The following is a 25677-nucleotide window of genomic DNA, read 5'->3' on the forward strand; positions in this document are numbered from 1 at the left end:
AGGCTGGGAGGGCCATGCGACTCGACACTCTCGTCCCCTCCTCCGCCTCCCGCCCCGCAGTGGGGCCTGCTGGCGGGTCCGCCCCCTCGCTGCCTGACGAGGTGTACGACGCCTTCGTGGGATGGGCGGCGGGCCGCGGACTGTCCCTCTACCCGGCCCAGGAGGAGGCTGTCCTCGAGCTCGTCTCGGGCGCGAACGTCATCCTCGCCACCCCGACCGGGTCGGGGAAGTCCCTCGTGGCGGTGGCGGCGCATTTCCACGGGCTCGCCACCGGGAAGAGGAGCTACTACACGGCACCCATCAAGGCGCTCGTGTCCGAGAAGTTCTTCGCCCTGTGCGAGGTCTTCGGGGCCGAGAACGTAGGCATGGTGACGGGCGATTCGTCGGTCAACGCGGACGCGCCCATCATCTGCTGCACTGCCGAGATCCTCGCGAACCACGCCCTGCGCGAGGGCGCCGCCGCGGACCTCGGCCCGGTGGTCATGGACGAGTTCCACTTCTACTCGGACCCCCAGCGCGGCTGGGCCTGGCAGGTTCCGATCCTCGAGCTGCCCCAGGCGCAGTTCCTCCTCATGAGTGCGACCCTCGGGGACGTGTCCAGGTTCGAGGACGAGCTGACGGCCCGGACTGGAAGGTCCACCGCGACGGTAGCGCACGCCGAGCGGCCCATCCCGCTGCACTACTACTACGAGGAGCGCCCGGTCCACGAGACGCTCGAGGAGCTCCTCGCCACGAGGCAGGTGCCCGTCTACGTGGTGCACTTCAGCCAGGCCGAGGCGATCGAGCGCGCCCAGCAGCTCATGAGCGTCACGATGTGCACCCGGGAGGAGAAGGAGCGGATCGCCGAGCTGATCGGCGGCTTCCGCTTCGCGGCTGGCTTCGGCAAGACGCTCAACCGGCTCGTGCGCCACGGGATCGGCGTCCACCATGCCGGCATGCTGCCCAAGTACCGCCGTCTCGTCGAGCAGCTGGCCCAGGCAGGCCTGCTCAAGGTCATCTGCGGGACCGACACGCTCGGGGTGGGCATCAATGTCCCGATCCGCACCGTCATGCTGACGGCCCTGAGCAAGTTCGACGGAACCCGCACCCGCATCCTCAACGCGCGGGAGTTCCACCAGATCGCCGGGCGCGCAGGGCGGGCCGGCTTCGACACCGCAGGCACGGTCGTGGTGCAGGCTCCCGACCACGTGGTGGAGAACAACCGGGCGATGGAGAAGGCGCGCGCGAAGTTCGGCGACGACGCCCGCAAGCTGCGCCAGGTGGTGAAGAAGAAGCCGCCCGAGGGCTTCGTCTCCTGGGGCCGGCCGACGTTCGAGAAGCTTGTCGAGGCCTCGCCGGAACCGCTCACCTCGAGCTTCACCGTCACGCATGCGATGCTCCTGAATCTCATGGCCCGCCCGGGCAACCCGTTCACGGCCGCCCGGAAGCTCCTGACCGAGAACCACGAGCCCCGCCGGTCCCAACTGCGCCTCATGCGGCGCGCCCTCGGGATCCTGCGCGAGCTCCTCGGGGCGGGCGTGGTCGAACGCATCCCGGAAGACGAGCTCACCGAGGCCGAGCGCGCGAGCGGGCACCGCCTGCGCCTCACGGTGGACCTCCAGGAGAACTTCGCCCTCAACCAGCCCCTCTCCCCCTTCGCACTCGCCGCACTCGACCTCCTGGACCGGGAGTCGCCCTCGTACGCCCTCGACGTCGTGTCGGTGATCGAGGCGACGCTCGAGAAGCCGCGCCAGATCCTCTCCGCACAGCTCAAGCGGGCCAAGACCGAGGCTGTGGCCGCGATGAAGGCCGAGGGCATGGAGTACAGCGAGCGCATGAACGCTCTCGACTCCGTCACCTACCCGGAGCCCCTCAAGGAGCTCCTCGAGGCGGCGTTCGAGACCTACCGCCGGCACGCGCCCTGGGTGGGGGACTTCGAGCTCGCCCCCAAATCCGTGGTGCGGGACATGTACGAGCGCGCCATGGACTTCGGCGAGTACGTCCAGTTCTACGGGCTGGCCCGCAGCGAGGGGATCGTGCTCCGGTACCTCACTGACGCGTTCAAGGCCCTGCGCCAGACCGTCCCCCAGGACGCCCTCCGCGAGGACCTCGAGGACCTCGTCGCCTGGCTCGGCGAGCTCGTGCGCCAGGTGGACTCGAGCCTCCTCGACGAGTGGGAGGAGCTCACGAGCGGAAGGGACCTCCACACCCATGACGCTCCCCCGCCCCCTCCTCCTGCGCTCACCTCCAATGTGCGGGCCTTCCGCGTGATGGTCCGCAATGAGCTCTTCCGCCGTGTGGAGCTCTTCGCCGACGAGGACTCCGCCGCGCTCGCAGAGCTCGAGGCTGCCCCTGGCGGCGCCGGCCTCGGCGTCGGCGAGTGGGAAGAGGCCCTCGACGCCTACTTCGACGAGCACGAGGACATCGGCACGGGGCCCGACGCGCGCGGGCCCCGGCTGCTCATCATCGACGAGCAGCCGGGAGTCTGGCGCGTCCGGCAGATCTTCGACGACCCCGCCGGCAACCGCGACTGGGGCTTCTCCGCGGACGTGGACCTGGCGGCGAGCGACGAGACGGGCACGGCCGTCATCCGCGTGACGTCAGTCGGCCGGCTGGACGGCTAGGTTGGAGCCATGAGCACTTCCCCGACCGCCGTCCTCCGCCAGGCCACGCCCGAGGACGTCCCCGTGATCCTCGAGCTCATCCACGAGCTCGCCGTCTACGAGAAGGAGCCGGACGCGGTCCGGAACACTCCCGAGGCGCTCGGTGCCGCGCTGTTCGGGCCCGCGCCGGCGGTCTTCGCGCACGTGGTGGAGGAGCACGACGGCGGGGCCTCGCCCCGCGTGGTGGGCTTCGCCCTCTGGTTCCTCAACTACTCGACGTGGGAGGGCACGCACGGGATCTACCTCGAGGACCTCTACGTCCGGCCCGAGGCCCGCGGCCACGGCCACGGCAGGGCCCTGCTGCAGGAGCTCGCGCGGACCGCAGTCGAACGCGGCTATGCCCGGGTCGAGTGGAGCGTCCTGAAGTGGAACGAGCCGTCGATCGGCTTCTACCGCAGCCTCGGTGCCGTGCCCCTGGACGAATGGGACACCTTCCGGCTCACGGGGAGCGCGCTCGCCGCGTTCGGGACCCGGACGTGACCGTGGCGGCCGCCGCAGCCCACCGGGTGCGCGGCCGGCACGAGTTCCGCGGCCTGCGGACCGTGGAACACGTGTTCCGCGTGCCGCTCGACCACGGCGACCCGGACGGCGAGCACCTCGAGGTGTTCGCGCGCGAGCACGTCGCCGCCGCGCACCCGGCCGCGTCCGCGGACCAGCTCCCCTGGCTCGTGTTCCTGCAGGGCGGCCCGGGGGGGCGGGGCAATCGGGTGACGAGCCTGGGCGGCTGGATGAAGGAGGCTGCCAAGGACTTCCGGGTCCTCATGCTCGACCAGCGCGGCACCGGCCTGTCCAGCCCGGCGGACAGGGCCACGCTCCCCCTGCGCGGGACACCCGCCGAGCAGGCGGCCTACCTCGGGCACTTCAGGGCCGATTCCATCGTGCTCGACTGCGAGGCCATCCGGCGGGCCCTCGGGTCCGGGCCGTGGACGGTGCTCGGCCAGAGCTATGGCGGCTTCTGCGCCCTCACCTACCTCTCCCTCGCGCCGCAGGGGCTGCGCCGGGCCCTCATCACGGGCGGGCTCGCCCCGCTCGACGGCGCCGCAGACCGTGTCTACCGCGCCACCTACGCCCGGGTGGCGGAGCGCAACGCCGAGTACTTCGGCTGGTACCCGGAGGACCGCGCGGCGGTGACCTCCGTCGTCGCCCATCTCCGCGAGCACGACGAGCGCCTGCCGAGCGGCGAGCGCCTTGCTCCCGAGCGCTTCCAGCTCGTGGGCAGCCTCCTCGGCGGGAACACGCGCGTGGACGCGCTCCACTACCTCCTCGAGGACGCCTTCACCCGCGGTTCGGCGGGGCCGCGGCTCTCGGACGGCTTCCTCGCGCAGGTGCATGCCCTCGTGACGCGCGCGCCGAACCCGCTCTACGCCGTCCTCCACGAGTCGATCTACGCCCAGGGCGCGGCCACCGAGTGGGCCGCCCAGCGCGTCCTCGGGGAGTTCCCCGCCTTCCGGGCCGACGCCGAGGAGCCCCTCCTGCTCGGCGAGATGGTCATGCCGTGGTATTTCGAACAGGACCCGGCCCTCGTGCCGCTCGCGGCGACCGCCGAGATCATCGCGCACCGGGACGACTGGGGGCCGCTCTACGACCCGGGGCGCCTCGCGCTCAACAGCGTGCCCGCCGCCGCGGCCGTGTACCGGGACGACATCTTCGTGGACCGCACCCTCTCGCTCGAGACTGCGGCCCGTGTGCGCGGCCTGGCCGTGTGGGAGACGGCGGACTTCCACCACGACGGCCTCGCGGACGACGGCGAGGCGATCTTCGCCAGGCTCCTCGCCATGGCGGACCCAGACGGGGACTGACCTGCTGGCGACCGGAGGCCGTGGCGCGTGCTAGGACGGGCGCGCAGTCCCGCGTCCCGCGGCCCTGCGCCCCACCGCGGCCGCCACGAGGACCGCCACGCTGAGCGCCCCCGCACCGATGGCGAGGCCGGCGAAGCCCACGAGCGCCATCGCGACGCCCGAGAGCGCCCCGCCCACGGCACCCGCGAGGCCCATGCCCGTGTCGCTGGCGCCCTGCGCCTGGACGCGGTGCTCCGGCGCCACTGCCTCCGCAAGGAGCGCCGAGCCCGAGATCGTCGCGGCGGACCAGCCCAGGCCCAGCAGGACGAGCGCGGCCGTGACGGCCGTCGTGGTCTCCGAACCGGCGGCGGCCGTCACGACGGCCACGAGGAGCACGGCGTGGCCGGCTGCGAGGACCGCACGCCGCCCCACGCGGTCGGAGAGCCAGCCCATGAGCGGGGACAGCGCATACATGCCCGCGATGTGCAGGGAGATGACGAAGCCGATCAGGGCGAACGAGTCAGTCCCGACGTGCCCGGCGTGCTCCCCGGCCGCGCCAACTGATCCGACCGTGGTCTCCTGGAGGTGAAGCGGCGTCATGGACATGACCGCCACCATGACCGCGTGCGCGGCGATGACGCCCGCCACCGCCAGCCCCGCACCCGGCGAGCGGCGGATGGCCCCGAGCCCTTCGCGCAGGACGGCCCCGCGGGGCGGTGCGCCCGCGCCGGCCGCCTCCGCGGCGGCGGGGAGCCCGGAGAGCCGACGGGCCGTCAGGAGCGGGTCGGGCCGGAGGCCGAGCCAGAGGATCGTGGCGGCCACGGCCATCCCGGCCACCGAGATGACGAAGGGCCCGGCCGTCTCGGGGAGGCCCAGCGCGGCGCCGAGTGCAGCGCCGGGCTTGATCAGGTTGGGGCCCGCCACGGCGCCCACCGTGATCGACCAGACCACGAGGGAGAGGTCCCGTCCCCGATGGTCCGGGGCGGCGAGGTCCACTGCGGCGAAGCGCGACTGGAGGTTGACCGCAGTCCCGACGCCGAGGAGCGCCCCGCCGGCGATGAGGAGGACGAGTGAGGCCAGCATCGTGGAGGCCACGACGAGGAGCGAGCCCGCCGCGGCGATCCCGAGCCCGAGGACGAGTGCTCGCCGCCGGCCGTGCCTCGCGGCGTAGCCGCTGAGCGGGAGCGCGGCCAGGGCGGCAGCGAGGGTCAGGACGGTCGTCACAGCCCCCGCCCATGCCTGCGAGCCGCCGTACTCGACCGCGAGGAGGGAGCCGATCGCGAGCGTCGCGCCGTTGCCGAGGCCGCTCAGGAGCTGGGCGGCGGAGAGCGCGGCCACGGTGCGGCGCTGCAGCCCGCGGAGGTCTGGCGGCGCGCTGGGCCCGGAGTCCTCGGACGCGGCGGTCAGTCCGGGCGGCCCAGGGAGCCCAGCCGCCCCAGGGACTCCCGGCAGCCCAGGGAGCCCAGAGGCCTCGGGGATGCGCCGGGCGCCTGGCAGCCGTGCCGGTCCCGGGTCCCCTGTCGGCTCAGGCATGCCCGGCCGCCTGCATCTGGCGCAGCTCCTTCTTGAGGTCGGCGACCTCGTCCCGCAGGCGCGCCGCGAGCTCGAACTGCAGCTCCGCCGCCGCGCCGTGCATCTGCTCGGTGAGCTGGGCGATGATCTCGAGGAGGTCTTCGGCCGGCGCGGCGGCGAGCCCATCGCGCCGCAGCTCGGACTGCGCCCGATCGCGTGCCGACGCCCCGGCCGTGCCCTTGGTCCGCTTGCCGCCCTTCCCGGACCGGCTCGCCTCGAGGAGCGCGCGGGTGTCCTCGTCCTCGCGCGCGAGCTGGTCCGTGATGTCCGCGATCCGCTTCCGCAGCGGCTGCGGGTCGATCCCCTTCTCGCGGTTGAAGGCCATCTGGATGTCCCGGCGCCGGTTGGTCTCCTCGATCGCGTGCGCCATGGAGTCCGTGACCTTGTCTGCGTACATGTGGACCTGGCCCGAGACGTTGCGTGCCGCGCGGCCGATCGTCTGTATGAGGGACGTGGAGGAGCGCAGGAAGCCCTCCTTGTCCGCGTCCAGGATGGCCACGAGCGAGACCTCCGGCAGGTCCAGGCCCTCGCGCAGCAGGTTGATGCCGACGAGGACGTCGAAGACGCCCAGTCGGAGCTCGCGCAGCAGCTCGACGCGGCGGAGCGTGTCCACGTCCGAGTGGAGGTACTGGACCTTGACCCCGTGCCCGAGGAGGTATTCGGTCAGGTCCTCGGCCATCCGCTTGGTGAGCGTCGTGACGAGGACGCGCTCGTCCCGCTCGGCCCGGTCCCGGATCTCGCCCAGGAGGTCGTCGATCTGGCCCTTGGTCGGCTTGACCACGATCTCAGGGTCCACGAGCCCAGTGGGCCGGATGATCTGCTGCACCACGCCGTCGGCCCTGCCCAGCTCGTAGGAGCCCGGGGTCGCTGAGAGGTAGACGGTCTGGCCGATCCGCTCGAGGAACTCGTCCCACTTGAGCGGGCGGTTGTCCATCGCAGAGGGGAGCCGGAAACCGTGCTCGACGAGCGTGCGCTTGCGGGACATGTCGCCCTCGTACATCGCCCCGATCTGCGGGACCGTCACATGGGACTCGTCGATCACGAGGAGGAAGTCGTCCGGGAAGTAGTCCAGGAGGCAGTGCGGCGCGGTGCCGGGGCCACGCCCGTCGATGTGCCGTGAGTAGTTCTCGATCCCGTTGCAGAACCCCATCTGCTGCATCATCTCGAGGTCGTAGGTCGTGCGCATGCGCAGCCTCTGCGCCTCGACGAGCTTGTTCTGCGACTCGAGTGCCGCGAGCCTCTCGGCGAGCTCGTCCTCGATGCCCTTGATGGCCTTGGACATGCGCTCGGGCCCCGCCACGTAGTGCGAGGCGGGGAAGACGTACATCTCCGTCTCCTCGCGGATCACTTCGCCGGTGAGGGGGTGGAGCGTGTGGATCGACTCGATCTCGTCGCCGAAGAACTCGATCCGGAGCGCCTGCTCCTCGTACATCGGGATGATCTCGACCGTGTCGCCCCGCACCCTGAACGTGCCCCGGTGGAAGTCCACGTCGTTGCGCACGTACTGCATCGACACGAACCTGCGCAGGAGCGCATCCCGGTCCAGCTCCATGCCCTTGCGGAGCGTGACCATCCCGGCCACGTACTCCTCGGGCGTGCCGAGGCCGTAGATGCACGAGACGGTCGCGACGACGACCACGTCCCGCCGCGTCAGCAGCGCGTTCGTCGCGGAGTGGCGCAGCCGCTCGACCTCCTCGTTGATGGACGAGTCCTTCTCGATGAAGGTGTCCGTCTGCGGCACGTACGCCTCGGGCTGGTAGTAGTCGTAGTACGAGACGAAGTACTCGACCGCGTTGTTCGGCAGCAGCTCGCGGAACTCATTGGCGAGCTGTGCCGCGAGGGTCTTGTTCTGCACCATCACGAGGGTCGGGCGCTGGAGCTTCTCGATCACCCAGGCCGTCGTGGCGCTCTTGCCCGTTCCCGTGGCCCCGAGGAGGACGACGTCCTTCTCGCCGTTCATGATGCGCTCGGCGATCTCCGCGATCGCCGTGGGCTGGTCGCCCGCCGGCTGGAACTCGCTGACCACCTCGAACGGCGCGACGACGCGGTTGATCTCCTGGGCAAGGCTCATAGGACCAATGTACGCCGGGGTGCGGACAGCCTCCGTCCGCTACGCCATCGGCTGATTCCCGGCCCCGCGGCGCCAGCGGCACGGCGGGTGGCAGCTCACGCCCTCGCCCTCGCGGCGGGCACCAGGACGTCCTCCCAGAGGCGGTCGACGGCGGCGCGGAGCTCCGCGACCGTCCCCGAGTTCTCGATGACGTGGTGCGCGGCAGCGAGGCGCTCCGCCCGGCTCGCCTGCGCGGCCATGCGGGCGCGGGCCTCGTCCTCGCCCATGCCGCTGCGGGCCGCGAGGCGCGCGATCCGGACCTCGTCCGGGGCGTCCACGACCACGACGACGTCGAAGCTGCCGGCCTGCCCCGTCTCGACGAGGAGGGGGATGTCCTGCACGATGACGGCCGCGGGGTCGGCGGCCTCGGCGGCCGCGACGATCTCGGCGGCGCGGGCCCGCACCCGGGGGTGGACGATCGCGTTGAGGGCCTTCCGGCGCGCGGGGTCCGCGAAGACGATCGCGCCGAGCGCCGCCCGGTCCAGCCCGCCGTCGTCCGCCAGCACGCCCGGCCCGAATGCCTCGGCGACCTCCGCGAGGCCCGCTGACCCCGGTGCGACCGCCTCCCGGGCCAGGACGTCCGCGTCCACGAGCACCGCGCCCCGCTCCGCGAGGCGCCGCGCGACTTCCGACTTGCCCGAGGCGATCCCGCCCGTGAGCCCTACTCTCAGCACCCGGCCAGCCTAGCGGCTCTCGCCGCGACGGCCCGGCGGCGCTGCCGGGCACACCGCCCCGGGCACGGCCTCCTAGACTGTTGACGGTGACCGAGACGAGCCAGGCCAGCCGCTACACGACGATCGACGGCGAGCACCGCCACGAGCTCGAGGTCAGGCGCTCGCGCTTCATCACGGTCCTGCGGCGCGCCGAGACCGAGGACGCCGCGCGCGCCCTCGTCGCCGGGCTGCGGCGCGAGTTCCACGACGCCCGCCACCACTGCAGCGCGTTCGTCCTCGGCCCGGACCGGACCACCCAGCGCAGCAGCGACGACGGCGAGCCCGCGGGCACGGCCGGCATCCCCATGCTCGAGGCGCTCCTGAGGAGGGAGACGCACGACGGCGCGGCGGACCTGAGCGACATCACCGCCGTGGTCGTGAGGTACTTCGGCGGAATCCTCCTCGGCGCTGGAGGGCTCGTGCGCGCCTATTCCGACTCGGTATCCTCGGCGTTGGACACGGCCAAGCTCGTCCGGAGACAGCGTCTGAGGGTCTTCGGGATCGACGCCGACCATGCGCACGCGGGGCGCCTCGAGAACGAGCTGCGCGCCTCGGGGACCGAAGTCCTCGGGACTCAGTACGGGGCGCGCACAGCCACCCTGCGCGTCGCCGTCGAGGACACTGACGCCGCCGTCGCGGACTTCTCCCAGCGCCTCGCGGGCCTCACGAGCGGCAGGGGCGCCGCCGTCGGGCTGGGAACCGCCTGGGTCGACCTGTCGTAGCGCCCGGCGCAGCTCACTGGCCACCGGCGAGCGACCTGCCCCACGCCTCAGCCCGTTCGATCTCGCCCTTGAGCAGCGGTCCCTCCGTGCCCTCGACGTAGTACCACGTCGGATCGGCCGCCCGCTCTGCGCCAGCGGCCTCGAGCGCCCGCTCGATCTTCTTGGCCGCATCCCCGTGGATGAACAGCTTCACCCGCGTATCGAAGGCGGCTGTGCGCACGCCGTCGAGCGAGCCGGGGGCAAGGGCGTCGAGCCACGCTCCGAGCCCTTCGAGCGGCTTCCAGCCGACGATCGGGCTGCCCACCACCAGGAGGGAACCGCGACGGAGCTGTGACGGGGAGAAGCTCGCGGCTTCCAGGACGCGGGCCTCGGGGCCGAGGCCCCGACCGATGGCCTCGGCGATCTGGCGCGTGTTGCCGAACTGCGAGCCGTAGACCACTGCTGATTCCATGACGGCGCCCTCCATGACGGTGCCCTGACGTCAGGGTAGACGTCCAGATCAGGACGACGGCAGGGGCCAAAGGCCCGCCGAAGCCCGAAGGGCGGGCCCCGCGATGCAGGACCCGCCCTTCAAGCGGTCAACCGGGCGCTGGGCGCGCGGTCGGGAGAGCTGGGGCTCAGTTGCCGGTGAGCTTCTCGCGCAGAGCGGCGAGCGCCTCGTCGGAAGCAAGCGTGCCGGCACCAGTCTCGGGAGCCGCGGCCTCCGAGGAGTAGGTGGTCGGAGCCGCCTCGCCGCCCGACGCCGCTGCGGCGTCGTCCGCGAGGTGCTGCGAAACCTGCTTCTTGTGCGCCTCCCAGCGGGTCTGGGCGTCGGCGTACTGCTGCTCCCACGCGGCGCGCTGCGTCTCGTAGCCCTCGAGCCACTCGTTGGACTCCGGGTCGAAGCCCTCCGGGTACTTGTAGTTGCCCTCATCGTCGTACTCCGCGGCCATGCCGTAGAGCGCCGGGTCGAACTCGGTCGACTCCGGGTCGACGCCCTCGTTCGCCTGCTTGAGCGAGAGGGAGATGCGGCGACGCTCGAGGTCGATGTCGATGACCTTGACGAAGAGCTCGTCGCCGACGGACACGACCTGCTCGGCGAGGTCCACGTGGCGGACCGCAAGCTCGGAGATGTGGACGAGGCCCTCGATGCCGTCCTCGACGCGGACGAACGCGCCGAACGGAACGAGCTTCGTGACCTTGCCCGGGACGACCTGGCCGAGCGCGTGGGTACGCGCGAAGGTCTGCCACGGGTCCTCCTGCGTCGCCTTGAGCGACAGGGAGACACGCTCGCGGTCGAGATCGACCTCGAGGACCTCCACCGTGACCTCCTGGCCGACCTCGACAACCTCGGACGGGTGGTCGATGTGCTTCCAGGACAGCTCCGAGACGTGCACGAGGCCGTCGACGCCGCCGAGGTCCACGAACGCACCGAAGTTGACGATCGAGGAGACGACGCCCGGGCGGACCTGGCCCTTCTCGAGCTTGTTGAGGAAGGAGGAGCGGACCTCGGACTGGGTCTGCTCGAGCCACGCACGGCGGGACAGGACCACGTTGTTGCGGTTCTTGTCGAGCTCGATGATCTTGGCCTCGATCTTCTGGCCGATGTACGGCGCGAGATCGCGGACGCGGCGCATCTCCACGAGCGAGGCCGGGAGGAAGCCGCGGAGGCCGATGTCGAGGATGAGGCCACCCTTGACCACCTCGATGACGGTGCCGGTGACGACGCCGTCCTCTTCCTTGATCTTCTCGATGTCGCCCCACGCGCGCTCGTACTGGGCACGCTTCTTGGAGAGGATCAGGCGGCCTTCCTTGTCCTCCTTGGTGAGGACGAGGGCCTCGACCTGGTCGCCGACGGCGACGACCTCGCCCGGGTCCACGTCGTGCTTGATCGAGAGCTCGCGCGAGGGGATGACACCCTCGGTCTTGTACCCGATGTCGAGGAGGACCTCATCGCGGTCGACCTTGACGACGGTGCCCTCGACGAGGTCGCCGTCGTTGAAGTACTTGATGGTGGCGTCGACGGCGGCGAGGAAGTCCTCTTCCGTCCCGATGTCGTTGATGGCGACCTGCGGCGTAGCGGACGTCGAGGTGGAGGTGATGGTCATGTAGTAGGGGCTCCGATGTGGATCGTTGGTCGGTCAGCGCGCAGCTCGGCCCGGAGGCCGCGACAATGCTCCGGCTGAAGATTGGATTGTGGTGCTGCGCGAGGATTCGCACGCCGGGCATGGCGACCAGCATACGCGTACTGCGCGCCCGTCCAGTCTAGTCGCGCCCGGCAACGCCGGTCAAAACCGCACGGGCCCCGGACCTGCCGGGCGCTGACCCCGACGCCGTCCCCTCAGAAGTGGGTGAGGCAGTGGGCGGGCCGTTCGAGCGCGAACATCGCCTCCGCCTCGCGCAGGGCGCCCGGCCGGTGCTCGGTGATCCGGCCCGCCGCCGCGAGCGTCGCGGGCCCCACACCGCCGCAGTAGAGGGACGAGAGGTCGGCGACGTCGAGCACGAGGTCCGCGCCGGCGCCGGGCACGCCACCGGGCGCCGACTCGATCCGCTCGGCCGCGCCCGTGCCGCCCGAGACCGTGAGCCGGAACGTCCCGGAGGCCAGCCCGAGCTGGTCCTCGACCCGCAGCGTGAGCCCACCGTCGGAACCCCAGCCGCGGGCCCCGAGCGCGGCCTCCGTGTCGAGGATCCGCAGCCAGAGCATGTCCCTGGCCTCTGTCGTGGACATGACGCGGGGATCGGCGAGGGCCCAGGGCAGCGGGTCGTCCGCCGGCGCCTCCTTCCACACGATCCGCTCGATGAGGTCGAGCGAGCCGAGGAACTCCCACAGGCCCAGATAGGCGGAGTGCGTCGCGGCGACCAGGTCCCGGACCTCGACCGTGGGCCGCTCGGCCTCCCAGCCCAGGAACGCGTAGGTCACGTACCCGTCGGGGCGGCCGTCGTCGCCGAGGTGCAGGGCGGCCCGCAGCTCGCGGTCCTCACCGCCGTCGGACCGGGCGAACTGGCCCGCCGCCGCGAGGCGGTAGCGCTCGTGCCGGCCGACCGAGCCCGGCGTGCGGCGGTGGACCCGGTCGAACAGCTGGGGCCCGAGCTCGGCGAGCACGGCCGGTTCGACCATCTCGACGCGCCCCCCGGCGGCGACCGCGAGGCGGAAGCGGGGACCGGCGTCGACTGTCACCGCGCGCTCGGCCGTCGCAACGCCGAAGCCGAAGCGCCGGTAGATCGCCCCCTCGGACGCGGTCAGCGCGGCGACGGGCACGCCGTCGGCCTTCGCCCGGGCGAGGTCCGCGCTCATCATGCGGCGCAGGAGACCGCGCCGGCGGTGGCTCGTGCGCACCGTGACCCACGTGACGAGGTGCGCAGGCACAAGCCGGCCGTGGCCGGCGTTCAGCGTCTTGCGCAGGGTCGCGAAGGTCGCCACCGGGACGTCGGCGCCGAGGCCCCAAGGACCGGACGGCGCCGCCTCGTACAGGCCCGTGAGCTCGCGGCCGTCTGCCGCGAACAGCGCGGCGCACTTGGCGAGGTACTCGTCGTCGTGCCGCCTGTCGTAGAAGCCCGCCTGCCCGGCGAGGGCCCAGGCGCGCATGGCCGGCCAGCCCGCCTCGCCCGGCTGGGCGGCCGGGAAGCGGAGGAGCACGTACGCGTCGTCGTCGAACGGCCCGCGCTGGGGGTCCGGTCCCGTGTCCGCGCCCATGGCTAGTGCCCCGCGTCGTTCCAGGTGCGGCCGACGCCGATCTGGACGTCGAGCGGGACGCTCAGCTCCGCGGCACCGCCCATCTGCTCCTCGACGATCGCGCGCACCGCGGCCTCCTCGCCCGGAGCTACCTCGACGACGAGCTCGTCGTGGATCTGCAGGAGCAGGCGCGATCGCAGCCCCTGGCCGTGCAGCTCGCGCTGCACCCCGAGCATGGCGCGCTTGATGATGTCCGCGGCGGAGCCCTGGATGGGCGAGTTGAGGGCGATCCGCTCGGCGAGCTCGCGGTGGACCCGGTTGGTGCTCGTGAGGTCCGGCAGGTAGCGGCGGCGGCCGAAGATCGTGGACGTGTAGCCGTCCTGGCGGGCCTGCTCGACGACGCCGCGGAGGTAGTCCCGCACGGCGCCGAAGCGGTCGAAGTAGTCCTTCATGAGTGTGCGCGCCTCGTCGACCGAGATCTCGAGCTGCTTGGACAGGCCGAAGGACGAGAGGCCGTAGGCGAGGCCGTAGGACATGGCCTTGACCTTCGAGCGCATCTCGCCCGTGACCTCCGCTGGCTCCACGTGGAAGATCCGCGCGCCGACGAACCGGTGCAGGTCCTCGCCGGAGCGGTAGGCCTCGATGAGACCCTCGTCGCCGGAGAGATGGGCCATGATGCGCATCTCGATCTGCGAGTAGTCCGCGGACAGGAGGGACTCGAAGCCCTCCCCCGCGACGAACACGTCCCGGACCCGGCGGCCCTCCTCGGAGCGGATCGGGATGTTCTGCAGGTTGGGGTTGTTCGAGGACAGGCGCCCGGTCGCGGCGATCGTCTGGGCATACGTCGTGTGGATGCGCCCGTCGCCCGTCACTGCCTTCTTGAGCGTCTCCACCATCTGGCGCAGCTTGCTCGACTCGCGGTGCGCCATGAGCGCCTCGAGGAAGGGGTGGCCGGTCTTGTCCAGGAGCTCCTTGAGCGAGGCCGCGTCCGTCGTGTACCCGGTCTTGATCTTCTTGGTCTTCGGCAGCTCGAGCTCCTCGAAGAGGACCGTCTGGAGCTGCTTGGGCGAGCCGAGGTTCACCTCGTGGCCGATCGCCGCATACGCCTTCTGGGCCGCCGCCTCGCTCGCGGCGCCGAGCTCGTCCATGAGCGCGTCGATCTGGCCGCGCTCCACCGCGATCCCGGTCCATTCCATCTCGAGCAGCACGCGGGCTAGCGGGAGCTCGAGCTCGGCGAGCAGCGCGGCTGCCCCGCGCTCCGCGAGCACGGGCGCCAGGTGGGCGTGGAGCGCGTGGACGGCGGCCGCCTCCTTCGCGAGCGAGGCCGCCGCCGCCTCGGCCCCGCCGAACTCGAGGGCGAGCTGGCCCGATGGGGCCGCGGTGGCGCCGAGGTCGACCCCGAGGTGGTGCTGGGCGAGGTCGGCGAGTGCGTAGGAACGGCGGTCGGGCTCGGCGAGGTATCCCGAGATCGCGACGTCGTCCACCACTCCCCCGAGCTCGGCGCCTGCGGACCGCAGGGCCTTCGCGGCCTCCTTGTAGTCCTGGACGGCCTTCGGGCGGGCGGGGTCGGCGAGCCACGCCGCGAGCGGCGCCGGGACGCCCCCGTCGAGGTGGACGACGACGGCGGCCCCCGCGCTCGCGAGGGCGACGGCCTCTGCCACGGGGCGGGGTGTGCCGGCTGCGGCGCGGACGACGACGCCGACGGGCGCCTCGCGCGCCGCCTTGCCGAGGGCCGTGAGCGCGGAGGCGAGTTCGGCGTCGTCCGCGGGCAGAACCGGCGCGGGCGCCGCGAAGGCATCCTCCGCGGGCTCGCCGGGCTCGGTCCCGAACACGTCGTAGACCCGGGTGCGCAGCGCCTTGAACTCGAGCTCGTCGAAGAGCGCCTCGACCGCGGCGCGCTCGGGACGGGGGTCGGCGAGGTCCTCGAGGGCCAGCGGGAGCTCGAGGTCGGTCAGGAGGCGGTTGAGGCGGCGGTTCCGCTCGACGGCCCCGATGTTCGCGCGCAGGCTCTCGCCCGCCTTGCCCTTGATCTCGGCCGCGTGGGCGAGGACGCCGTCGAGCCCGTCGTAGAGGGCGATCCACTTCGCGGCGGTCTTGGGGCCGACGCCGGGGACGCCCGGGAGGTTGTCCGCGGACTCGCCCACGAGCGCGGCGAGGTCGGGATACCGGGCCGGCGGGACGAAGTACTTCTCCTCGATCGCTGCGGCGTCCATGCGGGGGATGTCGCTCACGCCCTTGCGCGGGTAGAGCACCGTGACGTCGTCGTTGACCAGCTGGAACGTGTCGCGGTCGCCCGAGACGAGGAGCACCTCGAAGCCCGCAGCGGCGCCGTGGGCGGCGAGGGTCGCGAGGATGTCGTCCGCCTCGTGGCCCGGAAGCTCGATCGTCGCGACGCCGAGGGCCTCCATGACCTTCTTTATGTAGCCGATCTGCCCCGAGAACTCGGCGGGCGTCTCGTTGCGGCCGCCCTTGTACTCGCTGTACTCGGCCTTGCGGTGGGTCGTCTCGTCGCTCACGTCGAACGCCACGGCCACGTGCGTGGGCTTCTGGTCCCGCACGAGGTTCAGGAGCATCGACGTGAAGCCGTGCACGGCGTTGGTGTGCTGGCCGGCTGCGTTCTGGAAGCTGTCGGCGGGAAGCGCGAAGAAGGCCCGGAAGGCCATCGAGTGCCCGTCGAGGACCAGGAGCCTGGGCCGGCTGCCTGCCGCGCCTCCCGTGGTGGCATGGGGTGCGGGAGCGGCGGCGGTTCGGCTGGTCTCAGTCACGGGTGCCAGCCTAGTGGCCCGCGGTGGCTTTTTCATGCCGGCGGTAGGCCAGCTGGACCGTCCCCTCGCGCTGCACCACGTCCTCGAGGGCGAACCCCGCGGGCACCCCCAGCGGGCTGCCGCCGAAGAGCGGAACGCCGCCACCGAGCGCCACGGGGACGACCGTGAGGATGAGGCGGTCGAGCAGCCCGGCCGCGAGGAACTCGCCGGCGAGGGCGCCGCCGCCCACGACGTACACATCCCTGTCGCCCGCGTCGCGGCGCAGCTCCTGCGCGAACTCTGCCACGTCCCCGCGCACGAGCACCACGTCGGCGCCGTCGTCCACCCCGAGCTCGTGGTGGGTGAAGACCCAGCACGGGACGCTGTACGGCCATGGACCGGGACTGTGGGCGCGGATCCACTCGTAGGTCTCCCCGCCCATGACGACGCAGCCCACGGTGCGCTCGAAGTCCCGGTATGCCTCGTCGAGCCCCGGCACTGAATTGAACTGCTCGAGCCACCCGAGCTCGCCGGATTCGCCGGCGATGTATCCGTCGAGGCTGCTGCCCACGTAGTACACGAAGTCCGCCATCCGGCCAGACTAGCGTTCGCGGGCGGGGTCCGGGCAGGGCCCGCGGGCCCGTCGGCAGCGGACAGTGGGACGGGGTGACGCAGCGGGCGCCGCTGCTCTCCTGCAGCGGCGCCCGCGTCCTGTGCCCGAGGTGGGACTCGAACCCACACACCTTTCGATACCGCATTTTGAGGGCGGCGCGTCTGCCAATTCCGCCACTCGGGCCCCCGTGCGGCCCGCACGAGTCCGGCCGCCGCGGTTCCACTGTACCGCCCCTCGGCCGGTGCGCCGGTAGGATCGGGGGCAGACAACCACCGATCCCCAAGGAGCCCGAGTGTCCGAGAACGCCGCCAAGGCTGTCCCCGCTGACGAGCCGGCCGTCCCCGCGCCCGCTGACACGGCGCCCGCGCGCCGCGTCGTCGTCGCCGAGGACGAGACCCTCATCCGCCTCGACATCATCGAGATCCTGCGCGGCGAGGGCTACGACGTCGTCGCCGAGGCGGACAACGGCGAGCGGGCCGTCGAACTGGCCGAGGAGCACCGGCCCGATCTCGTCCTCATGGACGTCAAGATGCCGGTCATGGACGGCATCACGGCGGCCGAGAAGATCGCCAAGGCACGGATCGCGCCCGTCGTGCTCCTGACGGCCTTCAGCCAGAAGGAGCTCGTGGAGCGCGCCCGCGACGCCGGGGCGATGGCGTACGTCGTGAAGCCGTTCACGCCGAACGACCTCATCCCCGCCATCGAGATCGCCCTGTCCCGCCACGAGGAGATCAAGGCCCTCGAGGCCGAGGTCAGCGACCTCCAGGAGCAGTTCGCCACGCGCAAGCTGGTCGAGCGCGCCAAGAGCCTGCTCATCACCAAGATGGGGCTCACGGAGCCGGAGGCCTTCCGCTGGATCCAGAAGACCTCGATGGACCGCCGACTGAGCATGCGCCAGGTCGCCGAGACCATCATCAACCAGGTCACCTAGGCAGCCCCGGGGCCCCGCGCAGGGTGGCCCGACGCGCAGGAGGGCGGCACCCCCGCACCGGTGGCCGCCGCCAGCGCGCGCCCGGCGGTGCGCGACGCGGTCTGGCCCTTGTCCTGGTTCTGATCGGGCCAGGGGCCCACCTTCTCGCGCTCGGGGATGTTCGCCCCCGCCACGATCTGGCCGGCGTCCGCAAGGTCGCCCACCTTGTGCACGCGCAGGGCGTTGGTGGACCCGGCGACCCCGGGAGGCGAGCCCGCAGCGACGACCACGAGGTCGTTCGGCTGGGCGAGGCCCTCGCGCAGGAGGTAATCGTCCACCTGGGCGATCATCTGGTCCGTGTGCTCGGCGAAGTCCACCATGCGCGGCTGGATGCCCCAGCACAGGCTCAGGATGTTCAGCGTCGAGGTGAGCGGCGTGAACGCGAACACCGGCTTCTGCGGGCGCAGGCGGCTCAGGCGGCGGGCCGAGTCGCCCGACTGGGTGAACGTGCAGATGTACTTCGCCTCGAGCTGGTCCGCGATCGTCACGGCGGCCCGCGTGATCGCACCGCCGCGCGTCTTCGGCTGCGAGCCGAGCGGGGGCACTCGCTCGAGGCCGTGCTCCTCGGTGGACTCGATGATCTTCGCCATGGTGCGGACCGTCTCGATCGGGTACGCGCCCACGCTCGTCTCGCCCGAGAGCATGACCGCGTCCGCGCCGTCGAGCACCGCGTTGGCGCAGTCGGAGGCCTCAGCGCGGGTCGGCCGCGGGTTCTCGATCATGGACTCGAGGACCTGGGTGGCCACGATGACCGGCTTGGCCCAGCGGCGGGCAAGCTCGATGGCCCGCTTCTGCACGAGCGGCACCTCCTCGAGGGGCAGCTCGACGCCGAGGTCGCCACGGGCCACCATGATCGCGTCGAACGCGTCGATGATCTCGTGCAGCTGCTCGACGGCCTGGGGCTTCTCGATCTTCGCGATGACGGGGGCCCGCCGGCCCTCCTCGTCCATGATCGCGTGGACGCGCTCGATGTCCTTCGCGTCACGGACGAACGAGAGGGCCACATAGTCGACGCCGCGCCTGAGCGCCCAGCGCAGGTCGGCCTCGTCCTTCTCGCTCAGGGCAGGGACGTTCACGGCCACGCCGGGCAGGTTGATGCCCTTGTTGTTGGACACGGTCCCGGCGACCGTGACCTCGGTGACGACCTTGACGTCGTCGACCGCCGTGGCGCGCAGGGCGACCTTCCCGTCGTCGATGAGGAGGGTGTCGCCGACGCGGACGTCCTCGGTGAGGCTCTTGAGGGTCGTCGAGCAGATCTCCTTGGTGCCGGGGACGTCCTCGGTGGTGATCGTGAAGACGTCTCCGACGGCGAGCTCGTGCGGGCCGTCGACGAAGCGGCCGAGGCGGATCTTGGGGCCCTGGAGGTCCGCCATGATCGCGACGGCCTTCCCGAGCTCGGCGGAGGCCTTGCGGACGTTCTCGTAGGTGTTGTCATGCACCGAGTGGTCGCCGTGGCTCATGTTCATACGGGCAACGTCCACGCCGGCGTCGATGACCGCCAGTGTGTTCTCGTAGCTGGAGATTGCGGGGCCGAACGTTGCGACGATCTTCGCGCGTCTCATATACCTACCCTAGGTCTCGGATGGTCAGTGTGGGTGGGGCGGGGTGGTTCGATTCAGGGGAACTGCGCTGGTGGAACGGTGGTGCAGGTCTGGCGGACGGTGGACTTCGCCGTCCGGGAGGAGGTCCGGAATGCCGCGGGGCGGGCACGACGGCCCGCCCCGCGGCGCTCACAGGACGGCGATCGCGCGGTCGGTCGGCGCGACGGGCGCCGGAAGCGCCGTGCTCCCCGTCAGGTGCCTGTCCACCGCGGCCGCGCATGCGCGGCCCTCGGCGATGGCCCAGACGATGAGCGACTGCCCTCGGCCGGCGTCGCCGGCGACGAAGATGCCGGGCACCTCGGTCATGTAGTCGGCGTCGCGGGCCACGTTCCCGCGCTCGTCGAACCCAGCCTTGGCCTGTTCGGCGATCCCTGCGGGCTCCGCGCCGGTGAAGCCGAGCGCGAGGAACACGAGGTCGGCGGGGATGATCCGCTCGCTGCCGGCCTTGGGCAGGCGCTTCCCGTCGACGAACTCGGTCTCGGCGACCTTGATGCCCGTGAGCCGCCCGTCCTCGCCCACGAACTCGACGGTCGAGGCGAGGTAGGTCCGCTCGCCGCCCTCCTCGTGGGCGCTCGCGACCTCGAAGAGGTTCGGGAACATCGGCCAGGGCTGGTGCGCGGGGCGCTCCGACGGCGGCTGCTTGCCGATCGCGAGGGTCGTGACCGAGGCGGCCTGCTGGCGGTGCGCGGTGCCGATGCAGTCGGCGCCGGTGTCGCCGCCGCCGAGGATGACGACGTGCTTGCCTCGCGCATCGATCTGGTCCGGCACCGTGTCACCTGCGACCACCCGGTTGGCCTGGACAAGGTAGTCCATGGCGAAGTGGACGCCGTCGAGCGAGCGCCCCGGGATGGGGAGGTCGCGTGGCACGGTCGCGCCGGTGGCGATGACGACGGCGTCGTACCGACGGCGCAGCTGGTCCCAGCTGACGTCGGTGCCGACCGCGACTCCGGTGCGGAAGCGCGTGCCCTCCCCCTTCATCTGCTCGAGACGGCGCTCGAGCACCTCCTTCTCCATCTTGAAGTCGGGGATGCCGTAGCGCAGGAGGCCGCCCACGCGGTCGTCGCGCTCGTAGACCGCGACCGTGTGGCCCACCCGGGTGAGCTGCTGGGCGGCCGCGAGGCCCGCGGGCCCGGAGCCGACGACGGCGACAGTCCTGCCGGTGAGGCGCGCCGGCGGGATCGGCTCCACCCAGCCCTCGTCGAAGGCCTCGTCCGCGATCGACACCTCGATCTGCTTGATGGTGACCGCGGGCTGGTTGATGCCGAGCACGCACGAGCTCTCGCACGGGGCCGGGCACAGCCGCCCGGTGAACTCGGGGAAGTTGTTCGTGGCGTGCAGACGCTCGCTCGCGTCGCGCCCCTTGCCCCGCCACGTCAGGTCGTTCCACTCGGGGATCAGGTTCCCCAGCGGGCAGCCGTGGTGGCAGAAGGGGACGCCGCAGTCCATGCAGCGGCCCGCCTGGCGCTTGAGGACGCCGTCCTCCTGCGCCTCGTACACCTCCTTCCAGTCCATGATGCGGACGGGAACGGGGCGTCGCGGCTGCGTCTCACGCTGCCGGACTTTCAGGAATCCGCGTGGATCAGCCACCGGTCACCTCCAGGATGCGAGACCAAACTTCTTCACCGTCCGGGTCCAGCCCCTCTTCGAGGGCTGAGAGCCGGGTCTGCAGCACTGCTGCGTAGTCGCGGGGCAGGACCTTGGTGATCCGCGCCGCCGTGTCGTCGAAGTCCTCGAGCAGGCGCTGCGCGTGGAGGGACTCCGTCTCCTCGACGTGCGTGATGAGGAGGTTGCGCACGATGTCGCGGTCCTCCTCGTCGAGGCCGAGGAGCTGCAGCTCGCCGGAGTCGAGGGCCTGCCTGTTCACCCGCTCGGGCTTGAGGTCGAGCACGAACGCGGTGCCGCCGGACATGCCGGCACCGAAGTTGCGGCCGGTACGGCCCAGGATGAGCGCCTGGCCGCCGGTCATGTACTCGCAGCCGTGGTCGCCGATGCCCTCGACGACCGCGGTGGCGCCCGAGTTGCGCACGAGGAAGCGCTCGCCGACCTGGCCGCGCAGGAAGATCTCGCCGCTCGTCGCGCCGTAGCCGATCACGTTGCCCGCGATCACGTTGTGCTCTGCGGGGAACACATTGGTGCGGTCGGGGCGCACGATGACCCGGCCGCCCGAGAGGCCCTTGCCCACGTAGTCGTTCGAGTCGCCGAAGAGGCGCAGCGTCACGCCGGCCGGGAGGAAGGCGCCGAGGGACTGGCCCGCGGTGCCGGTGAGCGTCACGTCGATCGTGTCCGGGGCGAGGGTCTCGGTTCCGAACCGGCGGGTGACCTCGTGGCCGAGCATCGTGCCGACCGAGCGGTCGGTGTTCACCACGGGGAGGGTGATCCTGACCGGGCTGCGGTTCTCGAGCGCGTCGGCCGCCATGGCGGTCAGCTGCGCGTCGAAGTGCATCTCGAGCTCGTGGTTCTGGCCCGTGAGGTTGCGCAGCGGCGCGTCCTCGTCGAAGTCGAGTCCGGCAAGGATCGGCGAGAGGTCCAGCCCCTCTGCCTTCCAGTGGTCGATCGCGTCGCGCACGTCGAGCACCTCGGACCGGCCGATCGCCTCCTCGAGGGTCCGGAACCCGAGGGCCGCGAGGTACTCGCGGATCTCCTCGGCGACGAACTCGAAGAAGTTCACGACGAACTCGGGCTTGCCGTTGAACCGGGAGCGCAGCTCCGGGTTCTGGGTCGCGACGCCCACGGGGCAGGTGTCCAGGTGGCAGACGCGCATCATGATGCAGCCCGAGACCACGAGCGGAGCAGTGGCGAAGCCGTACTCCTCGGCGCCCAGCAGGGCGGCGATGACGACGTCGCGGCCGGTCTTGAGCTGGCCGTCGACCTGCACGACGACACGGTCGCGCAGTCCGTTGAGCATGAGGGTCTGCTGGGTCTCGGCGAGGCCGAGCTCCCACGGCACGCCCGCGTGCTTGAGCGAGTTCAGCGGCGAGGCGCCGGTTCCGCCGTCGTGCCCCGACACGAGCACGACGTCGGCCTTCGCCTTGGTCACGCCGGCGGCGACCGTGCCGATGCCCACCTCGGAGACGAGCTTCACGTGCACCCGTGCGCGGGGGTTGGCCCGCTTGCAGTCGTAGATGAGCTGCGCGAGGTCCTCGATCGAGTAGATGTCGTGGTGCGGGGGCGGCGAGATCAGGCCGACGCCGGGGGTCGAGTGCCGCGTGCGGGCCACCCACGGGTAGACCTTCTGGGCCATGAGCTGGCCGCCCTCGCCGGGCTTGGCGCCCTGCGCCATCTTGATCTGGATGTCGTCGGCGTTCGTCAGGTAGAGGCTCGTCACGCCGAAGCGCCCCGATGCCACCTGCTTGATCGCGGAACGCCGCTCGGGGTCGAGGAGCCTGTCGACGTCCTCGCCGCCCTCGCCCGTGTTCGACTTCGCGCCGAGGCGGTTCATCGCGATCGCGAGTGTCTCGTGCGCCTCCTTGGAGATCGAGCCGTAGCTCATGGCGCCGGTCGAGAAGCGCTTGACGATCTCCGAGACGGGCTCGACCTCCTCGACCGGCACCGGCGGGCGCACGCCCTCCTTGAAGGTCAGCAGGCCGCGGAGGGTCATGAGGTTCTTCGACTGGTCGTCGACACCCTTGGCGTAGGCCTTGAACACGTCGTAGCGGCGTTCCCGCGTTGCGTGCTGGAGCCGGAAGACAGTCTCAGGGTTGAACAGGTGCGGTTCCCCGTCACGGCGCCACTGGTACTCGCCGCCGTTCAGGAGCGGCCGGTGCGGCTGCTCCACTCCCGAGGAGGGGTACGCCATCTCGTGGCGCGCCGCGACCTCGGCCGCGATGACGTCCAGGCCCACGCCGCCGAGCTGGCTGTGCGTGCCCGCGAAGTACTCGTCGACGAGGTCCTGCGAGAGACCGAGCGCCTCGAACGTCTGGGCTCCGCAGTAGGACGCCACGGTCGAGATGCCCATCTTGGACATGATCTTCAGGACGCCCTTGCCCAGGCCCTTGATGAGGTTGTAGACGCCGTCCACCGGGCTGACGCCGGGCAGGTCGCCGGAGCGGATGAGCTCCTCGACGCTCTCCATCGCCAGGTACGGGTTGACCGCGGCGGCGCCGTAGCCGAGGAGCACCGCGACGTGGTGGACCTCGCGCACGTCGCCGGCCTCGACAACGAGGGAGGCCTTGGTGCGGTTGGCACTGCGCAGGAGGTGGTGGTGCACCGCCGAGAGGAGCAGCAGCGACGGGATGGGAGCCCATTGGGCGTTCGAGTCGCGGTCCGAGAGGACGATGTACTGGACGCCGCGGTTGATGGCGCCGGAGACCTGCTCGCAGATCTCGGTGAGGCGCGCGCGCAGCGCCGCCTCACCGCCCTCGGGCCGGTAGAGGCCGCGGACCTTGACCGCGAGGCGGTCACCGTCGGCGCTCTCGAGGTGCGAGATCTTCGAGAGCTCGTCGTTGTTGATGACCGGGAACGGGAGGACGACCTGCTTGGCCTTGACCTGCCCGGTGCTCAGCAGGTTGCCGTTGGGACCGATCGCGCTCACGAGGCTCGTCACGAGCTCTTCGCGGATCGCGTCGAGCGGCGGGTTGGTCACCTGCGCGAAGGACTGCACGAAGTAGTCGAAGAGCAGGCGGGGGCGCTTCGACAGGACCGCGACCGGCGTGTCCGAGCCCATGGCGCCCAGCGGCTCGGCACCCGTGCGCGCCATCGGCGCGACGAGGATCCGCAGCTCCTCCTGGGTGTACCCGAAGGTCCGCTGGCGGACGTTGACCGACTGGGGCGTGTGCACGACGTGCTCGCGCTCGGGAAGGCCCTCGAGGCGGATCACGTTCTCCTGGAGCCACTCGGCCCACGGGTTCGTGCCGGCCACCTCGGCCTTGACTTCCTCATCGTCGATGATCCGGCCGGCCTCTGTGTCCACCACGAACATCTTGCCGGGCGAGACGCGGCCCTTCTTGACGATCCGGGCGGGCTCGACGTCGACGACGCCCACCTCCGAGGCGAACACCACGAGGCCGTCCTCGGTGACCCAGTAGCGGCACGGGCGCAGCCCGTTCCGGTCGAGGGTCGCGCCGACCACCGTGCCGTCCGTGAAGGACACGGCCGCAGGACCGTCCCACGGCTCCATGAGGAGCGAGTGGTACTCGTAGAACGCGCGGCGCGCGGGGTCCATCGAGACGTGGTTCTCCCACGCCTCGGGGATCATCATCATGATCGAGTGGGTGATCGGGCGGCCCGAGAGCCACAGCAGCTCCGCGACCTCGTCGAACGAGGCCGAGTCGGAGGCGCCGGGAGTGCAGATCGGGAACAGCTCCTCGGGCGTCTCGCCGAGGAGCGGGCTGCTCAGCTGCGACTGCCGCGCGCGCATCCAGTTGCGGTTGCCCTTGACCGTGTTGATCTCGCCGTTGTGCGCGATCGTGCGGAACGGCTGGGCGAGCGGCCAGGACGGGAAGGTGTTGGTCGAGAAGCGCGAGTGCACGATCGCGAGCCGCGTCGCGAAGCGCGGGTCGGAGAGGTCCGGGTAGAACGGCTCGAGCTGCGCCGTGGTGAGCATGCCCTTGTAGACGATCGTGCGCGACGAGAGCGAGGGGAAGTACACGCCGTGCTTGTTCTGGGCGCGCTTGCGGATGCGCCACGCCCGCGCGTCGAGCTCATTGCGGGTGAACTCCTCGCCGGTGGGCGAGGCGAGGAACGGCTGCTCGAACCGCGGCATGCAGGCGCGCGCCATGGCCCCGACCAGCTCGGCGACAACCGGCACCTCGCGCCAGCCGAGCACCGTCAGGCCCTCGGCCGCAGCGAGGGCCTCCACACCGGCACGGGCCGTGGCGGCCTCGTGCTCGTCGGAGGGGAGGAAGGCGATGCCGGCGGCGTACTGGCCGAGTGCCGGCAGCTCGAAGTCGACGACCGCGCGGAAGAACTCGTCGGGCAGCTGCGTGAGCAGTCCTGCGCCGTCGCCGGTGCCTTCGTCGGCGCCCACGGCACCGCGGTGCTCGAGCGCACGCAGTGCGTGGAGCGCGGCGTCGACGATGTCGTGCCCTGCGGTGCCCCGGAGCGTCGCGACGATGGCAAGACCGCACGCGTCCTTCTCGGCGTCGGCGCGGTACATGCCGGCGGACTCAGGAAGGGACGAGAATCGCACGAACGGCGAGAGTGCCCTCTCGGACTCCTGCCCCGCGGCCCCGTGTGTCGGATGAGTCATGACTGAACGTCCTTCCTCCTGGTCGATTCGCGACAGGGGACAACGTTGGCCCCGCAATGCTGGCCGCATGAGGGCACAGCAAGGCGCTGTTTACTGGGAACAGTATGGCGGCCCGGGCAGGGGGCAGAACAGCTCCCGGTTCCAGGACAGCCACACGGTGACGACGCTTGCGGGGCGTGCCCGGACGTCTGGGATTCCACCTCGTTGTGGAGACGAGCCCTCCGGGCGGTGGCCCGGTCTGGTCGGCCGGCGGGATGGGCGTCCGCAGGCCGGTCGGACTCCTGCGACCGGGGGCGGCCTCAAGTGCGGGACGCTGGCGCGGAAGCCGTCTCGGCTGTCCGAAAGATTACCACGGTGCCGCATTCCGAGACGG

Annotated in this window: 16 protein-coding genes and 1 tRNA gene; 5 read left to right on the forward strand and 12 right to left on the reverse strand. The window is 71.5% G+C overall.

The window, feature by feature from the left end; genetic code table 11:
* Positions 1-14: 14 nt before the first annotated feature.
* From ABCQ75_RS11780 to ABCQ75_RS11790, 3 genes are read left to right on the forward strand one after another with little or no spacing between them, the layout of a single operon-like run.
* Complete coding sequence (locus ABCQ75_RS11780) at positions 15-2603, forward strand: DEAD/DEAH box helicase (RefSeq protein ID WP_345885567.1); 2589 nt, start codon at positions 15-17, stop codon at positions 2601-2603.
* 9 nt (positions 2604-2612) lie between these two features.
* Positions 2613-3122, forward strand: coding sequence for a GNAT family N-acetyltransferase (locus ABCQ75_RS11785; RefSeq protein WP_345885568.1), 510 nt, complete (start codon positions 2613-2615; stop codon positions 3120-3122).
* The gene (locus ABCQ75_RS11790) at positions 3119-4441 is read left to right on the forward strand and encodes an alpha/beta fold hydrolase (RefSeq protein ID WP_345885569.1); all 1323 of its coding nucleotides are present in this window, start codon (positions 3119-3121) and stop codon (positions 4439-4441) included. The genes ABCQ75_RS11785 and ABCQ75_RS11790 overlap by 4 nt, the downstream gene beginning before the upstream one ends.
* Before the next feature lie 30 nt (positions 4442-4471).
* Here ABCQ75_RS11790 and ABCQ75_RS11795 read toward each other — a convergent pair whose 3' ends face one another.
* The 3 genes from ABCQ75_RS11795 to coaE all read right to left on the reverse strand — a co-directional run bounded on the left by ABCQ75_RS11795 (position 4472) and on the right by coaE (position 8776).
* A complete protein-coding gene (locus ABCQ75_RS11795; protein WP_345885570.1) occupies positions 4472-5953 on the reverse strand; it encodes an MFS transporter in 1482 nt (493 codons plus the stop codon).
* The gene (gene uvrB / locus ABCQ75_RS11800; RefSeq protein ID WP_345885571.1) at positions 5946-8063 is read right to left on the reverse strand and encodes an excinuclease ABC subunit UvrB; all 2118 of its coding nucleotides are present in this window, start codon (positions 8061-8063) and stop codon (positions 5946-5948) included. Before uvrB ends, ABCQ75_RS11795 begins: the two co-directional genes overlap by 8 nt.
* Before the next feature lie 95 nt (positions 8064-8158).
* Positions 8159-8776, reverse strand: coding sequence for a dephospho-CoA kinase (coaE, locus tag ABCQ75_RS11805; protein ID WP_345885572.1), 618 nt, complete (start codon positions 8774-8776; stop codon positions 8159-8161).
* A gap of 80 nt (positions 8777-8856) precedes the next feature.
* Here coaE and ABCQ75_RS11810 point away from each other — a divergent pair, with 80 nt between their 5' ends.
* Positions 8857-9537 (forward strand): YigZ family protein, encoded by a 681-nt coding sequence (locus tag ABCQ75_RS11810; RefSeq protein WP_345885573.1) that lies wholly within the window; start codon positions 8857-8859, stop codon positions 9535-9537.
* Positions 9538-9550: 13 nt separating this feature from the next.
* On the opposite strand, the gene ABCQ75_RS11815 is transcribed toward ABCQ75_RS11810, so the two are convergent.
* From ABCQ75_RS11815 to ABCQ75_RS11840, 6 genes are all read right to left on the reverse strand, one after another.
* Positions 9551-9988 (reverse strand): flavodoxin family protein, encoded by a 438-nt coding sequence (locus ABCQ75_RS11815; protein ID WP_345885574.1) that lies wholly within the window; start codon positions 9986-9988, stop codon positions 9551-9553.
* 166 nt (positions 9989-10154) lie between these two features.
* Entirely contained in the window at positions 10155-11624 is a 1470-nt protein-coding gene (gene rpsA / locus ABCQ75_RS11820) for a 30S ribosomal protein S1 (protein ID WP_345885575.1), read from the reverse strand.
* 233 nt (positions 11625-11857) lie between these two features.
* Complete coding sequence (locus ABCQ75_RS11825; RefSeq protein ID WP_345885576.1) at positions 11858-13210, reverse strand: GNAT family N-acetyltransferase; 1353 nt, start codon at positions 13208-13210, stop codon at positions 11858-11860.
* A 2-nt stretch (positions 13211-13212) separates the two neighbouring features.
* Complete coding sequence (gene polA, locus ABCQ75_RS11830; RefSeq protein ID WP_345885577.1) at positions 13213-15990, reverse strand: DNA polymerase I; 2778 nt, start codon at positions 15988-15990, stop codon at positions 13213-13215.
* The gene (locus ABCQ75_RS11835; RefSeq protein ID WP_345885578.1) at positions 15965-16525 is read right to left on the reverse strand and encodes a dihydrofolate reductase family protein; all 561 of its coding nucleotides are present in this window, start codon (positions 16523-16525) and stop codon (positions 15965-15967) included. The genes polA and ABCQ75_RS11835 overlap by 26 nt, the downstream gene beginning before the upstream one ends.
* A gap of 122 nt (positions 16526-16647) precedes the next feature.
* Positions 16648-16729, reverse strand: a tRNA-Leu gene (locus ABCQ75_RS11840).
* 109 nt (positions 16730-16838) lie between these two features.
* Between ABCQ75_RS11840 and ABCQ75_RS11845 the strand changes: the two genes are divergently transcribed.
* Entirely contained in the window at positions 16839-17477 is a 639-nt protein-coding gene (locus tag ABCQ75_RS11845) for an ANTAR domain-containing response regulator (RefSeq protein ID WP_345885579.1), read from the forward strand.
* Here ABCQ75_RS11845 and pyk read toward each other — a convergent pair.
* From pyk to gltB, 3 genes are all read right to left on the reverse strand, one after another.
* On the reverse strand, positions 17474-19078 hold the full coding sequence (gene pyk, locus ABCQ75_RS11850; protein ID WP_345885580.1) for a pyruvate kinase: 1605 nt from the start codon (positions 19076-19078) through the stop codon (positions 17474-17476). The genes ABCQ75_RS11845 and pyk overlap by 4 nt on opposite strands.
* Before the next feature lie 168 nt (positions 19079-19246).
* Entirely contained in the window at positions 19247-20704 is a 1458-nt protein-coding gene (locus ABCQ75_RS11855; RefSeq protein WP_345885581.1) for a glutamate synthase subunit beta, read from the reverse strand.
* Positions 20697-25304 (reverse strand): glutamate synthase large subunit, encoded by a 4608-nt coding sequence (gene gltB, locus ABCQ75_RS11860; protein ID WP_345885582.1) that lies wholly within the window; start codon positions 25302-25304, stop codon positions 20697-20699. The genes ABCQ75_RS11855 and gltB overlap by 8 nt, the downstream gene beginning before the upstream one ends.
* Between the last annotated feature and the right edge of the window lie 373 nt (positions 25305-25677).

This window comes from Sinomonas halotolerans (genome assembly GCF_039615075.1).
GTDB lineage: Bacteria > Actinomycetota > Actinomycetes > Actinomycetales > Micrococcaceae > Sinomonas > Sinomonas halotolerans.